We start from the raw sequence: 14,808 nt of genomic DNA, 5'->3' as shown, positions 1-14,808 counted from the left end.
CCCTCCCCTTAAGATAGGGTGTGGGAGGGGATATCATTGTTAAACCACAAATTCACCTGCCCCGTGCCAATAGCCGCCTCATACTCTCCATATTGAATACCCCCAAGGTGACATCCCTTCCCTCCGAGCGCCCCGACCATACGGAGGTAATGGGCAAACCGCCCCTCCGGTGAACACATTTTTCGAAAATCATCCGCCGCCTCAATCACCTCACGATGCCGTCCCTCTTTGAGGTAACAAATAATTTTTTCGTCATACCGACGGTTCTCCTCCGAATAAATATCGGAAGGATCCGCCGAGGCCCTTTGCCGAACCTTATCCAGTTCCCAAAACCGGTGCGAAAGCCCACCCGTCGCTACAAGGAGGACATTTCGTGATCCCTTCTCAATCGCCCGGCGGATTGCCTCTCCAAAGAGAAGCTCCTCTTCAACCGACGAGGTATAGGCAACGCTTATTGGCAAAACAGGACGTCTTTCCGGATTTAAATACTTCATTGTGTTGAGCGTCGGATAATGCCACGGAAGATTTTTCTCCCGCGCCACGTAAACCGGAACCCCAGCCCCCTTCGCCTCCTCACCAATCTGGTCTGCCAACTCCGGATCTCCCGGGTAGTCGTAAGGGAGATCCGTAATCATCCATGGAATCTCATCCGACGTGTAACGACCAACGTGCCACCCATGGGCATTCAGAACAAACTCTAATGTTGTCCACCAATGCGTGTCAAAAACCAGAAAGGTGTCAAATCGCCTGTTATGGATCTGCTCGGCCTGCATCCTCTCTAGCGCCTCGTAAAAGGTGCTGATCTTACCTCCCATGTAGTCACGCCGTTTCTCCGGCGGAATCATAAGGCGGGGGACGTGAGAACAAAGCGTAGCGCCAACTATTTTCCCCATAACTCTTTTAGCTATCTCTTCTCTTGAAGAACCGGTTCCCAACCACGAGGCATCCTGGAAAAATCAATGAGCGTCTCGCGATCTTTTGATTCCCGTGCATTTTCAATCTGCTTGTAAAAACTTTCACCGAATTTTTGGGAAAAGGAGATCTCTGACTCATGATTCCCTCTCCGAGGCCTCTCCACATATTCCGGGAAGCTCGCCTGCGCGGGATCCTCCTCATGCTCATACCCTTTTCCAAAAACCTGCTTTACAAGACCAAAGCCGTCATTACGCACCAAGGTTTCCCCACGTGGATGACAATTAAATTCTGAGAGCCGCTTCAGAAAAACATCGAGTCCTTCGGTATCATAAGCGACATGCTGAACCGAATGATCCCCATGTTTTCTGACAAAGGCAGTCACCTGGGATTCTTTTCGGCGATCAATCCCCTCCACAAGAGCGACCCCAAAGTCACCGTAATCGATACACCAAAGCTTCATGCTGCTGTCGGGATTATCCGGCATGACATCATCGATTCGGTTGATGAGACGCCCCCCCTCAACCTCAAGATGATACCAGGCCCACTTTTTGATATCTTTTACCGCGTAGGTCACGTGATCGACCTTCTTGAGCCAAGACATAGCCACCCCCTTATTATGGTTTATTAACTTTCAATTAACCGTTCCGCATCTCAACAGCGAGCAAGGAGCCCGCTAAAAGAGCTACAGCCAGAGAAGGTGACTTCCCCAAGGCCGTTTGAAGACCACGGTAAAGACTCATAAAAACGGTCTCTTTAACCGGTGAGGGGAAGCTGTTAGCCGCCACGGCAATTCCATGTCTTGTCTGAAGAAGCTCGGCAAGCTCGCGTGAAATCCTTAAGACCTCATCAAATTGATCTTTATAGGGAGATCTCTCAAGCCATGCGACCGCGAGATCTGATCTGTCATGACCCAACCTGAACCAGCCACGCACCTCCCTGAAACGAAGAAAGCCGGAGGCGATCCCCAGTTGTTCATTTAAATGCCTGATCTGAACGATGTCCCGCAAGAGGGGAACAGCATCCGCATCTTGCGAAAAACCCCCTGGAAGACCGCGCGAGAGCAAGCTCTGCAAATCATCCGCATATTGCCGAAGATGATCGATCCGATATTGAAAATCATCGGCAGATACGAGGAAAAGCCCGCGGGGATCGGTCTTGCCGGCAACAAAAAAATCGGCGGCCGTTCGCGGCAGTGCCACCGACGGTCTTAAACTCGGTTGATGGGGCCTTACAAAATCCCCAATCACGCCCGAAGCCAAACCGGCCGCACCTTCCCCACCACTGATAAATTCCGTGATGGCCATTGAATCCCCCTTCAATTGGCTCTATCAACTAACCAGCAGCCCTCTTCTTTTCGCGACCAGCCGTTTTTTCAGCTGCAACCTCTTTCAACGGTTCCTTGCAGACAACCCCGGCACGAACGAAGATCTCTTTTTCAATCTTTTTTGCAACATCATTATTCTCTTTAAGAAACTTGACGGCGTTCTCCCGCCCCTGACCGATCTTCTCTCCTCCGTAGGTGTACCAAGCCCCTGATTTTTCGATAACCTTATGAAGGTCGCCCAAGTCAAGCAATTCCCCTTCACGGGAAATCCCCTCACCATAAACGAGATCAAACTCGGCCTGACGGAACGGCGGGGCCATCTTGTTCTTGACGACCTTGACCCGGGTCTGGTTGCCAACCACCTGCTCCCCCTGCTTGATTGCATTGACACGCCGGATATCAAGCCGAACGGAGGCATAAAACTTGAGCGCGTTTCCACCGGTGGTCGTTTCAGGATTTCCAAACATCACACCGATCTTCATCCGAAGCTGATTGATGAAAATAACAAGCGTCTTGGTGCGACTGACATTCCCAGTCAGTTTGCGAAGTGCCTGGCTCATCAAACGGGCCTGTAGTCCCATCTGGGGCTCTCCCATCTCCCCTTCAATCTCCGCCTTCGGAACAAGCGCCGCAACAGAATCGACAACAATCATGTCAACCGCACCGCTCTTCACGAGCATGTCAACAATCTCCAACGCCTGTTCACCACTGTCCGGTTGGGAGATCAGCAGTTCCTCACTCTTCACACCGAGTTTCTTGGCGTATTGAACATCCAGGGCATGCTCCGCATCGATGTAGGCAACAACACCACCCTCACGCTGACAATTGGCAACGACCTGAAGGGCCAAGGTCGTCTTCCCGGAGGATTCGGGGCCAAAGACCTCCACAATCCTCCCCCTCGGAAGACCGCCCACACCCAGGGCAATGTCGAGACCGAGAGAACCTGTTGAAATCGTCTCAACATTCTGGGCCACATCCTCCTTGTCGAGGCGCATGATCGCACCTTTTCCGTAAACCTTCTCAATGTTGCTGATGGTGTTACTCAGAATTTTTGCCTTGTTACCGATCTGTTCCATGGCCCCCTCCTTTAAGGTTTCAACTCAAACTCGGCTAGTTTCGTATACTCAGCACCGGATGGTGTCAAATCACTTTTGAATAAAGAGAAACTTTTCACTAAAAATTCCTCAAAGAAGACTGATTGGCCCATATATATTATATCTGTAATGCCTGAGGCCCGTTTCGGATTAACAACCCTTCCCATCCTCTTCGACCTCACCTAAAAACTGGAGTGTCATAGGAAAAATTTCTGCCAAGTACATTTTTTAGCAACAATCGGCCGACCAATCCGAACCTTGTGGCGTACGGAGGGGGGGCAGACCTTGCAAGGGATATCTCAGGTGGAAAAAAGAAGATTTCCTCGACAGATTGTTTTGCAGAACTCGGGGCTTTCAGCCAAATTGATCCTGGCGGGTGGTTCTTTGCTCGAATCGACCTCACCTCGAACAATCGAGATCGGTGCGGTCCCTCTCGATATCAGCCGGGGTGGCATTGGATTGACGCTTAAGCTTGATGTCCCGTGGGTCACGTTGACCCCACAAAAGAAGGTTTCCCTCCTTCTCAATGTTGGTTCGCAGGTCTGGCTCCTTCCCGCTATTGTTGTCCGACATGAGACAGAGAGTCAGACAATTGCCCTTGAATTTGCAAATCCATTGGAGAGCCTTTCCCCTTTCCTGACCCCAAAAGAATTACAATAGAAAAGATAATTGGAATTTATTTAAGAGAATATGGATACGTCTTACACTCGTCTCTTTTTAAGATTCTTACACTTTGGTCTCCTTGCCTGGGGAGGGCCGGTGGCACAGATCGACATGATCCGGCACGAGCTGGTGGAAGAGGGAAAATGGATTTCCCGGGAGCGCTTCAACCGGGTGCTCGGTGTCTATCAGCTCCTCCCCGGTCCGGAGGCGCACGAGCTCTGTGTCTATTTCGGAATGCTGGCGAAGGGAAGGATCGGCGGATTTCTTGCAGGATTAGGCTTCATGCTCCCCGGCTTTCTCCTGATGTTCACCCTCTCCTGGTTTTACGCCGCCTACGGCATCAAGTCGCCTCTCTTTTCAGGTCTCTTTTACGGAATGCAGGCGGCGGTCCCGGCGCTGATCATCCGGGCGACCCACCGGATCGGAGGGCATGCCCTGACCGACCGATGGCTCTGGGCGATTGCGGTGGTCGCGGGTGTCGGCCACCTTTTGGATCTCCACTTCCTGATTACACTCTCTTTTGCGGGTGTCGCTTACATTTTTGCCAAACGCCGTAAATTTTTCCCCCTGGCGTTTGTTTCCGCCGCCTTTCTGGGGGGCTCGATTTTTTATCTGATGATAAAAGGAGTTCATGTGATTCCGGAGTCGTTCGACCTCTCTCTGGAGCCTCCGTCCTCTTTGCGACTTTTCTTCTCCGGTCTCCGGAGCGGCCTCTTGACCTTCGGCGGCGCCTACACAGTGATCTCGTTCCTTCAGCACGATGCGGTCGAGGTCGGCCGGTGGATGACCAACCCGCAATTTTTGAACGGTGTCGCTCTTTCAGGGATCTTGCCGGCGCCGTTCATTATCTTTTCTACCTTCGTCGGATACTTGGGAGGAGGGCCGTGGGGGGCGCTGATCTTGACCATCGGGATCTTTCTTCCTGCCTTTGGTATGACACTGATCGGCCATCGCACCATTGAAAAGGTGGTCGAGAATCGGTCTCTTCACTCCCTTCTGGATGGCGTAACGGCGGGAGTCGTCGGCTTGATTGCCGCGACGACCGCCCATCTCCTGAAGGCAGCGATTATCGATCTTCCTTCTCTCGTTATCTTGGGTATTGCCCTCGCCTCGCTCTACCGATGGAAGGAGAAAGGAACGGTCGCGGCGGTTGTCCTCAGCGCCGGCCTGTTGGGAATCCTTTTCAAGCAAATTTTTTTGGGCACGTAGACGATTTTCACTTGTACTCTTCACGGGAGAGAGATAGTGGAAGCCCATGGCTTACAAGAAGACCAAGGTTGCGCGAAAGAAACATCGAAAAAAGCAGGGGAAAACAATTCGTTCTGTTCGCTACCGGGGCTAAACAGACCACAGGAATCCCCCCTTGAATCGGTTTGACAATCAATCGACCCCATACTAGGGATTCCGACCTATGCCAGTCCCTCGTAAAAAAGTATCACGTGTTCGTCGAGACAATCGACGATCGCACATCCATCTGAAGGTCTACCACACCAATAAGTGCCCCCAATGCGGGGAGGCCAAAATGCCCCATCGCGTCTGTCCCCACTGTGGTTTCTACAAGGGCAGAGAGATCCTGAAACAGGAAGAGGCCAAGAAATAGGTGAGACTGGCCGTTGCATCCGATCATGGCGGGTATGAAGTCAAACAGACACTCATCGAATATCTCAAAAAACAAAAAATAGAGGTTATTGATCTTGGTACAAACGGTCCCGACTCCGTTGATTATCCCGATTTTGCCTCGGAAGTAGCGGAGCAGGTCTCCAGAGGTTTTGTGGATGGAGGAGTTCTTGCCTGCGGAACAGGAATCGGGATGTGCATTGTCGCCAACAAATTTAAAAACGTCCGTGCCGCCGTCGTCTTTGATGAGTACACGGCCCGGATGTCAAAGGAGCACAACAACGCCAATGTCCTCTGCTTGGGAGGACGGATTCGACAAACGGAAGAGGCCAAAAAACTGGTCACTATTTGGTTGACGACCCCTTACGCGGGCGGTCGTCACGCCCGACGCCTCACTAAAATTTCCGAAATTGAAAAGAAAAATCTGAAATGACCGTATCGGGCTAGAGCCACTTTTTCTTCTTAAAATAAAACAGCATAGACCCCGCCACAACAGCCATCAACCCAATAACAAAAGGATACCCGAAGGACCAATCAAGCTCCGGCATATTCTTGAAGTTCATGCCATAGACACCCGTAATAACCGTCAGAGGGAGCATCATGGAGGCAAAGATCGTCAGCATCTTCATCGTCTCATTGGTCTTGTTTGAAGAGGTCAGCAAGTGGGCATCCACAAGGCTGGATATAGAGTCCCGAAAAAAATCACACAGATCGGAAGCCCGAATCAGGTGATCACGAACATTGGAAAGGTAGGGGAGCGATAGCGGGATGATTTCGTCATACCCTTCTTTGATCATGCGTGTCAGGAGATCGATCTGTTTCGTCGAAATCCTCTTGATCTGTGACAAGCTTCTCCTCAGACTAAAAATTTCATTGAGGAGATCTTCACCATCCTTCGGGGAAAAAATCTGGTCTTCCAGCGCACTGACCCGCTGATCCATCTGATCCAGAACGGGGGTGTACTGGTCAACCACCTCATCGAGGACGGTCGCCATGAGAAAGTCGGCAGAGCGGAAAAGCGCCTTCGGGTTTTTGAGAAGCCTTTCCTGGACAATCTCCAGGCTCTTCATCTTCGGGCGATGGAAGGTCAGCAGATAATTGCTTCCGAGATAGATATCCAATTCACTCGTCTTGAAACGGGCCTCCGACGATTCTGTTTTCATTTCGTGGACGATCAAAAAAAGATAGGAGCCATAATTGTCAATCTTTGGTTGATGACGTGGGGAAAGACAGTCATCAATGGTCAGGGGGTGAAAATTAAAGGCGGTATCGAGGATTTCTGTCTCCTGGGGTGTGGGATGTTCCAGATCAACCCAGGTAACCCTCTCCTTCTCCTGAATCAGCTGACGAATAGAGGCAAGATCACGAACCTGTGTCAGCCCATCCACGGGCGAGTAGGAGAAAATCGTGATCATGGGTTGCTTGTACAAATTTTGAGATTTTTTGTCTATGAAGAATGAACGGCCTGTGATAGCTCGGGCGCCATGTCGTCCTTACCTCTTAAACAGTCAGACCCCCAAATCGACGAAATCATCCGGAAGGAGACGATTCGCCTCGAGTCACAACTGGAACTCATTCCATCTGAAAATTACGTCTCCCGGGCCGTCCTCGAGGCCGCTGGAAGCGTCCTGACCAACAAGTATGCGGAGGGGTATCCGGGCAAGAGATACTACGGCGGATGTGAGTTTGTTGATCAGGCCGAGGAGCTGGCACGTGAACGGGTCAAGAAACTGTTCGGGGCGGAGTATGCCAACGTCCAACCCCATTCCGGTTCCCAGGCCAATATGGCGGTCTATTTTACCTTCCTCAAACCGGGAGACAAGGTGATGGGGATGCACCTTCAGCATGGGGGGCACCTCACACACGGTTCACCCGTCAATTTTTCAGGCCAGCTCTACCATTTCACCGCATATGGAGTTGACCCCAAGACCGGTCTGATCGACTACGATGCCTGTGCCACTCTTGCCAAAAAAGAGCGCCCCAAGATGATCACCGTCGGGGCCTCCGCCTACTCCCGCAATATTAACTACAAACATTTTCGTGAGATTGCAGATTCCGTTGGTGCCTTTCTGTTTGCCGATATCGCCCATCCCGCCGGGTTGATTGCAAAAAAGTTGCTCAACGATCCCCTCCCCCACTGCCACGTTGTGACCTCCACGACCCATAAGACACTCCGCGGCATCCGAGGGGGACTGATCCTCATGGGGAAAGACTTCGACAACCCGTTTGGAATCACTGCGCCGAAGTCGGGCCGCTTAAAGAAGATGAGCGAATTGCTCGATGCAATGATCATCCCCGGCATTCAAGGGGGACCCCTCATGCATATTATTGCGGCAAAAGCAGTCGGATTTTTGGAGAATCTTCAGCCCTCTTTTGAGCAGTATGCCAAACAGGTGATCCGGAATGCCCAGGCATTGGCGGCACGGTTGATCAAGCATGATTACCAGGTGATTTCAGGCGGGACCGATAACCATCTCCTCTTGATTGATGTTCGGAACCGGGGCCTGAATGGCAAGATCTGCCAGGAGTCACTCGAAGAGGCCGGAATGACGTGCAACAAGAACGCCGTTCCCTTTGATGACCAACCCCCGATGATCGCCGGAGGATTCCGGATCGGCAGCCCGGCCCTCACAACACGCGGGATGAAGGAGAAGGAGATGGAGCTCATTGGTGACTGGATCAACAAGATCCTTTGCGATCCGACCAATAGTCAAAATAAAAAAGAGGTGCGGCAGAATATTAATGAGCTCTGTAAGAAATTCCCCTTTTACCTGTAAATAACCGCACCCTCCCACTAACTGATAGGTTGTCGTTATCCCTCTCTTAATAGTAAGAGAGGGGAAATTGGTTTTCACGATAGTCCTTGAGGGGTGAGTTATGAAATGTCCCTTTTGTAGTCATTCTGAGACCCGTGTCGTCGATTCCCGGCTTGCCAAGGAGGGAGAGGCGATTCGTCGCCGCCGCGAGTGTGAGAAGTGTCACAAGCGATTCACCACCTACGAGCATGTCGAGGAGACTTTTCCCGCCATCATCAAAAAAGATGGACGACGTGAGCCGTACGACAGGCACAAGATCCTGGCCGGCCTTCAGAAGGCGTGTGAAAAACGTCCTGTCTCGACCGAAAGGATTGAGGAGGCGGCAGACCAGATTGAACGAGAGATCCAGGAATTGGGTAAGAAAGAGATCCCTTCCTCAGAGATCGGCGAACGGGTGATGCGGGAGCTCCACAGAATGGATCAGGTCGCTTATGTCCGATTCGCCTCGGTTTATCGGGAGTTCAAGGACTTGAATGAGTTCATGAATGAATTGAGTGGTCTTTTAAAGAAGGGGAAGAGATAGAAAATCAATTTGAACGAAGGGCTGGAAGATTCTGAAACTGATCGAGCGCCTGGGGGTTGACAAGCGCCTCCCGGTTCTGGACCGGCTCCCCGTGAATGAGACGAGTGACCGCCAGCTCAACCTTTTTACCGGAGACGGTGTACGGGATTTCCCGTATCGGGATGATCTTGGATGGAACGTGACGCGGGGTTGTCCCTCTCCTGATCGTCTCCCGAATCTTGGCCTGAAGTGGGTCATCCAGCCCTACCCCCTCCTTCAGCACAACAAAGAGAACGATCCGGACATCATTCTCCCATTTTTGGGCAATGACGAGGCTGTCTTTAATCTCGGAAATCGATTCAACCTGACGGTAGATCTCGGATGTTCCGATACGGACACCACCCGGATTCAAGGTCGCATCCGACCGGCCGTAAACAATCACTCCTCCGCGAGGTGTTATCTCAATGAAGTCTCCATGCCGCCAGACATTCGGAAAATAGTCAAAATAGGCCGCGTGGTATTTCGTACCGTCCGGATCATTCCAGAAAGAGACAGGCATTGAGGGAAACGGCGCGGTGCAAACCAGCTCCCCTTTTCGGTCAACCCGTGGTTTGCCACTCTCATCCCAACACTCCACCTTCATCCCGAGTCCACGGCACTGGATCTCGCCGGCATAAACCGGCAGGTTCGGATTTCCCAACATAAAACAGCCGATGATGTCTGTCCCGCCGGAGATCGAGGCAAGATGCAGATCCGACTTGATGTTTTGATAGACCCACTCGAAGTTTTCAATGGAAAGGGGGGAACCGGTTGAGAGAACGGCCTTAAGATGTGAGAGATCAAAGTGGTTGCCCGGCTTGACCTCCCCTTTTTCACAAGAGGCAAGGAACTTGGGACTCGTTCCAAAAATGGAGATTTTCTCCTGCTCCGCCATCTTCCAGAGACTAGTGAGGTCCGGATAGGAGGGACTCCCTTCATACAACACGATCGTGGACCCAACGGAGAGTGAACTGACGAGCCAATTCCACATCATCCAGCCGCAAGTCGTAAAGTAGAAAATCCGATCTTCTTTTTTTAAATCGGAATGAAGAGAGAGCTCCTTCAGGTGTTGCAACAAGGTACCGCCGGTACCATGAACGATGCATTTGGGAACGCCTGTCGTTCCGGAAGAGTACATGATGTAGAGAGGGTGGTCGAACGGAAGCTGTTCAAAAGCGATTTCATTTGCATTATTTTTCAATAAATCTTCCCACGCGAGCCAAGGGACACGGGGGGAGTCGTCAAGATACGAAACAACCACAACTTTTTTTAGGCTCGGTAGTTTTTTCAGGATCTCCTCCAGACGAGGCGCCAAGGCGTGTCTCTTGCCGTTGTAGGAGTAGCCATCCACCGTAAACAGAATCTTTGGTTCAATCTGGCTAAAACGGTCCAGAACTCCCTGGAGACCAAAATCAGGGGAGCAGGAGGACCAGATCGCACCAAGACTCGCAGTCGCCAGCATCGCCACCACCGCTTCAACAATGTTGGGCATGTAGCCGGCCACACGATCTCCCCGTTGGACCCCCAATCCCTTCAATCCTGCCGCAGCCCGGACGACCTGATGATACAGCTCCCGATAGCTAACCCGGCGAACCGGCCGATCCTCCCCACACGAAACAATCGCTTCCCGGTCATCTCGAAACTTGAGAAGATTTTCGGCAAAATTAAGTCGTGCCCCCTCAAACCACTTCGTGCCCGGCATCTCCAACTTGCCACTGACGCGTGAATAAGGGACGGATGACTTGACAGTAAAAAACTTCCAGATCGATTCCCAAAAGTCAGGGATCGAGCTGACCGACCACTGGTGGAGCTCCTCATAGTTTTTGAAAGAGAGACCGTTCTCTCTTTTCAGGAACTCAAGATAGCGGGTCATGTTGGAGGACTTGACCCGGGACTCGGTGGGTGACCAGAGTGGTTGGGACATCGTTACCCTCATAGCGCCCCCTTCCACTGACTTCAAGATTGTCTTGATCCCCCTCTTACATTAAGAGGGGGATATTGAGGAGTGAGTTATGAACCGCGATCAAGATTTCATGGCAATCGCCATCACCCTTGCTCAACGTGGGATTGGCAAAACATCGCCCAACCCGGCGGTCGGTTCTGTCATTGTCAAGAATGACAGGATCATCGGCTCCGGATTTCATAAAAAGGCCGGGATGCCGCACGCCGAACGGGAGGCATTAGATAAAATCGTAGGGACGCCCCTACAGAATGCAACATTATATGTAACCCTCGAACCCTGCTGTCATTATGGGAGAACCCCCCCCTGCACCGAGGCGATTATTCAGAGCGGGATCCGTCGTGTTATCGTTGGGATGAGAGACCCGGATCGACGGGTCTCTGGAAAGGGGATCCAAATCCTTGAGAGATCCGGAATCGAGGTCAAGGTTGGCGTCTTGGAAGAGGAGTGCCGCAAATTGAATGAGGCCTACCTTCTTCATAGAACAAAAAGACGTCCTTATGTCATCCTCAAGGCAGCGATGACGCTCAACGCGGTTGTCGGCCTTAAAACGAAAAAGGGGGTAAGAGCGTTGGCGATTACCGGAACGAAGGCGAGGAGATTCTCGCACCACCTTCGCTCTGAAGTCGATGCGATCCTTGTCGGATCGGGGACAGTGCTTGCTGACGATCCACAACTGACTTGCCGCTTGAAGAGGAGGCAAAAAAGAGACCCGCTTCGTGTCGTCTTGGACAGTTCACTAAGACTTCCAACAACCTCCCGCCTGTTTCATCTAAAATCCCCCGCAAAGACCCTTGTCGCGACAACTGTCTCCAAGACCCCAAAAAGAAAAGGGGTTGAATTCCTTCTCTGTCGCCGAAACAAACGTGGAGGGATTCAGTTAAACGATCTCCTTCGTCAACTAGCGAATCGTGGAGTCATGACCCTTCTTGTGGAAGGGGGACCGAAGATCTGGAGCTCTTTTCTAAAGGCCGGTACCGTCGACAGGCTTGTTGTTTTTATCGCCCCAAAAATCATCCAAGGAGAAACAGTACAGTTCCCTCTCAATCAACTTGAAGATCTCAAATCGATCCAAGGGGAAAAAATAGGAGAAGACCTCTTCATTGAGGGGAGTTTTTAGGGCTTCTTAAAGACCACACAAATTGGGGCCTCTGGACCTCAAGGCTTGCCAGACCGACCAAAGGCTTATTTATAAGACAAATAATATCAATAAGTTATATATTGTTCGGTGGCCGTCCTCTGGCATCCTATTTGCTTATTAATCGGGTTGATGCCGAAGAGGATACTTTTATTTGCCGTATTTGCCTGCCTGTTTCACCAGGCGTTCGGGTGTGGTGGTTCGGGGGGGAACGATGCCCTCAATGGAAATTGGGCTGCCGAGACCCCGAGTGCCAACGGTGAGACCGTTCTCCTCAAATTCGATTCAGAACAAAAAACAATACTTGTTCAGGCCGTTCGCCCTTTAGGGGATACCGTCAATGTGGATGAAGGGGCCTATGATGTTGCCGGAGAGAATGTAAACTTCAACCTGCCGGTCTTGGGCGGCATGTCACTCGTCTACGAGATTCAGGTAGAGAACGAACAGGAAAAATTGATCCTTGGCGGAGAGACCTACTACCGGATTAACCCGGATGGCGCACCCCTGTCAGGCCAGATTCAGATCACCCAGGTCACCGCGGATGAACTGGTTGAAGTCTCCAGCTATGCACCACCTCATGTCGCTGGCCAAATCCTTGTCAAAGAGAAGGGATGGTCAGCGATTCAATTGGAAACTCCTGAGATACAGGCACTGACTGTTCAATCCGGGGGAGTTGCCGCTCGTTTAGGTGTGAAAAGAGAGAAGGACCGGTTGACCCGCAAGATGGAAAGAGAAGCACTGGATGAGTGCCGTCGCGAAGGAAAGAGTTGTACCTATAATGTCTTGCTCAAAACACAGTCACTCCCCAATGATCCTGGCTACGATGAACAATGGAATATGGCCCTCATCAATATGGGGGCGGTTTTCGAATTTGAGAATGAAAATCCGGAGCCGTTTGATCCTGACGAAGAGGATCTGCAGAAAAAATTTACCTACGTCGCGGTAATCGACACCGGTATCCGCAAAGATCATCGTGAGTTTCAGAACAAGTTTGTCTGGAACCAGGATGCAGGTGTCATCTGGGGCGCTGATTTCGTGACCCATCAGTTAACCGACAGCGGTGGAACCGTCGTTGAGGCAAATTTTTCACTCGACAACGATGGCGATGATCTTGATCCAACCGATCCATGTGACGGACGGGATATGGGGATTCCGGGATCAGCCTGTAGCTGGCATGGAACCCACCTGGCCGGCATTGTGGCCGCAGCAACTAACAACAGCCGCGGGCTTGCCGGAATGGGGGGATTAAGTCAAAAGGTCAAAATTCTCCCGATTCGTGCGATGGGAAAAAACGGACTTGGGACGCTTCATGACGTTGCACAGGGAGTCGCCTGGGCCTGTCACCTCCCGAATCGTTATGAATGCCCCCGTGCCACTGCGGGACCGAATGGCGATTATGTTGATCCTGATAACTGCGGTGGCCCTACCGACCTCAGGGCGGTCCGTCCTCGCGCCGACGTTATCAACCTGAGCTTGGGATTGGCAATGACGACTGACTTTGCCCTTCCGTTGCTCGAGGTGATCCACGAATGTGTACGGGAGAAGAAAGTTGTTGTGATAGCCGCCGCAGGCAATGGCGGTACAACAGACGGATTTTGTGAAGATGAGGAGACGGGACGATATTATGCAAATGAAAACTGTAAATTTTATCCGGCAGCCGATCCGAGCGTCATCGCCGTCGGGGCGGTCACGGGCAGCGGGGCGTTTGCAAAATCCTACTCTAATTATGGTGAGCGACAGTTCCTCGTCGCCCCCGGTGGTTCCGGCGATCAGTGTGTCTTGAGCACGGTCAATCCCAATGTGGCTAACGGTTACTGGGATCTTTGTGGCACCTCTCAGGCGGCGGCTCATGTCAGCGGCCTGGCAGCCCTTCTGAAGGCATACGATCCGGAGCTTCCTCTCTCGAATAGTTCGGAAGGTAATGGACTCGTCCAGATCCTGCGTGATTCCGCAATCTATCTGGGGAACGACCCGGCCGGATGGGATCCGGAGTACGGCTTCGGTCTCGTAAACCCCTGGGGCGCCTTGCAAAAACTTCTTGATCACACACCCGAGGGAAACCCAATCCTTTCAACCTCCGTAAACGGCCTTCATTTTGGAAAATTGGGAGAAAATGCGACGATTATCCTCTTTAATTCGGGAGGAGGCGATCTGGATCTTCTCAGCTATTCTGTCGAAACGACCGATGGAGGCGATTGGCTCTCCGTTGCGGTCAAGGAATTAAACCAACCGAAGACCGCCCCCTGGGCGCTGGTGGCCACGATCAATCGAGAGGATCTCACGGAGGGAAACTACACTGGAAAGATCCAAATCCACACCAATGGTGGAGATAAAGAGATTGAAGTCACGATGGCCTTTGACCCTGCTGCAGGGGAACAGACCGATGAGATCGACGATTTGATTAGCCGGGCAACGAGCCTACTCAACGGAACGGGAGAGTTCCAGAATACGGAAGATATTGGCGAGGCGTACATCTACGTCTGGAACATCGAGAAGCCGGAACAGCAGTACCGGACCAAGACCACTTTGGGGGCCAACTACCACTTCTATCTCAACCTCCCCTCCGGCAAATACAACCTGGTCGCGGTCCTTGGCAGTCAACCGACCGACTGCTCTACCCCCGAACCGGTCTGTCTCGGTTTCCCCGACCTCAATAGTCTGGAGACGATTGAGTGCAAAGATGGCAGCTGCACCCCTTCGAGCATCGTCATTCACCGACAATAATTCTCAATTTTTCTGT

At 51.7% G+C, this 14,808-nt stretch carries 14 protein-coding genes; 8 read left to right on the top strand and 6 right to left on the bottom strand.

From position 1 onward, the window contains the following. Window positions 1-8 precede the first annotated feature (8 nt). Genes HYT77_00755 through recA form a run of 4 tightly spaced genes read right to left on the bottom strand, consistent with a single transcriptional unit; the run spans window position 9 to window position 3,315 of the window. Window positions 9-893 carry a catechol 1,2-dioxygenase gene (locus tag HYT77_00755; protein ID MBI2066529.1) on the bottom strand — a complete coding sequence of 295 codons (885 nt, stop codon included), beginning with the start codon at window positions 891-893 and terminating at the stop codon, window positions 9-11. A gap of 11 nt (window positions 894-904) precedes the next feature. After that, window positions 905-1,516, bottom strand: a complete 612-nt coding sequence (locus HYT77_00750) for a hypothetical protein (protein MBI2066528.1) — start codon at window positions 1,514-1,516, stop codon at window positions 905-907. A 34-nt stretch (window positions 1,517-1,550) separates the two neighbouring features. Continuing rightward, complete coding sequence (locus HYT77_00745) at window positions 1,551-2,219, bottom strand: hypothetical protein (GenBank protein ID MBI2066527.1); 669 nt, start codon at window positions 2,217-2,219, stop codon at window positions 1,551-1,553. Window positions 2,220-2,247: 28 nt separating this feature from the next. Continuing rightward, window positions 2,248-3,315 carry a recombinase RecA gene (gene recA / locus HYT77_00740; GenBank protein MBI2066526.1) on the bottom strand — a complete coding sequence of 356 codons (1,068 nt, stop codon included), beginning with the start codon at window positions 3,313-3,315 and terminating at the stop codon, window positions 2,248-2,250. 321 nt (window positions 3,316-3,636) lie between these two features. Between recA and HYT77_00735 the strand changes: the two genes are divergently transcribed. From HYT77_00735 to rpiB, 4 genes are all read left to right on the top strand, one after another. Then, a complete protein-coding gene (locus tag HYT77_00735) occupies window positions 3,637-3,993 on the top strand; it encodes a PilZ domain-containing protein (GenBank protein MBI2066525.1) in 357 nt (118 codons plus the stop codon). 30 nt (window positions 3,994-4,023) lie between these two features. After that, a complete protein-coding gene (gene chrA, locus HYT77_00730) occupies window positions 4,024-5,205 on the top strand; it encodes a chromate efflux transporter (GenBank protein MBI2066524.1) in 1,182 nt (393 codons plus the stop codon). A 202-nt stretch (window positions 5,206-5,407) separates the two neighbouring features. Then, window positions 5,408-5,596: a 50S ribosomal protein L32 gene (rpmF, locus tag HYT77_00725; GenBank protein MBI2066523.1), complete on the top strand. Its 189-nt coding sequence runs from the start codon at window positions 5,408-5,410 to the stop codon at window positions 5,594-5,596. Continuing rightward, entirely contained in the window at window positions 5,597-6,046 is a 450-nt protein-coding gene (gene rpiB, locus HYT77_00720; GenBank protein MBI2066522.1) for a ribose 5-phosphate isomerase B, read from the top strand. A 10-nt stretch (window positions 6,047-6,056) separates the two neighbouring features. Here the strand turns inward: rpiB and corA are convergent, their stop codons facing one another. Then, a complete protein-coding gene (gene corA, locus HYT77_00715) occupies window positions 6,057-7,028 on the bottom strand; it encodes a magnesium/cobalt transporter CorA (protein ID MBI2066521.1) in 972 nt (323 codons plus the stop codon). A 69-nt stretch (window positions 7,029-7,097) separates the two neighbouring features. Here corA and HYT77_00710 point away from each other — a divergent pair, with 69 nt between their 5' ends. Continuing rightward, entirely contained in the window at window positions 7,098-8,390 is a 1,293-nt protein-coding gene (locus tag HYT77_00710; GenBank protein MBI2066520.1) for a serine hydroxymethyltransferase, read from the top strand. A gap of 100 nt (window positions 8,391-8,490) precedes the next feature. Beyond that, window positions 8,491-8,952, top strand: coding sequence for a transcriptional repressor NrdR (gene nrdR / locus HYT77_00705; GenBank protein MBI2066519.1), 462 nt, complete (start codon window positions 8,491-8,493; stop codon window positions 8,950-8,952). Window positions 8,953-8,956: 4 nt separating this feature from the next. Here nrdR and HYT77_00700 read toward each other — a convergent pair whose 3' ends face one another. Beyond that, the gene (locus tag HYT77_00700; GenBank protein MBI2066518.1) at window positions 8,957-10,894 is read right to left on the bottom strand and encodes an acetoacetate--CoA ligase; all 1,938 of its coding nucleotides are present in this window, start codon (window positions 10,892-10,894) and stop codon (window positions 8,957-8,959) included. 88 nt (window positions 10,895-10,982) lie between these two features. Here HYT77_00700 and ribD point away from each other — a divergent pair, with 88 nt between their 5' ends. Together ribD and HYT77_00690 are read left to right on the top strand one after the other, a co-directional pair. Next, a complete protein-coding gene (gene ribD / locus HYT77_00695) occupies window positions 10,983-12,050 on the top strand; it encodes a bifunctional diaminohydroxyphosphoribosylaminopyrimidine deaminase/5-amino-6-(5-phosphoribosylamino)uracil reductase RibD (GenBank protein MBI2066517.1) in 1,068 nt (355 codons plus the stop codon). Window positions 12,051-12,200: 150 nt separating this feature from the next. Continuing rightward, window positions 12,201-14,792, top strand: coding sequence for a S8 family serine peptidase (locus tag HYT77_00690; GenBank protein ID MBI2066516.1), 2,592 nt, complete (start codon window positions 12,201-12,203; stop codon window positions 14,790-14,792). Window positions 14,793-14,808: the final 16 nt, after the last annotated feature.

This window comes from Deltaproteobacteria bacterium (assembly GCA_016180855.1).
In the GTDB taxonomy this organism is placed as follows: Bacteria; UBA10199; UBA10199; order JACPAL01; family JACPAL01; genus JACPAL01.
Note: the sequence above shows the minus strand (reverse complement) of the source record. Positions and strands in the feature narration are given on the sequence as shown.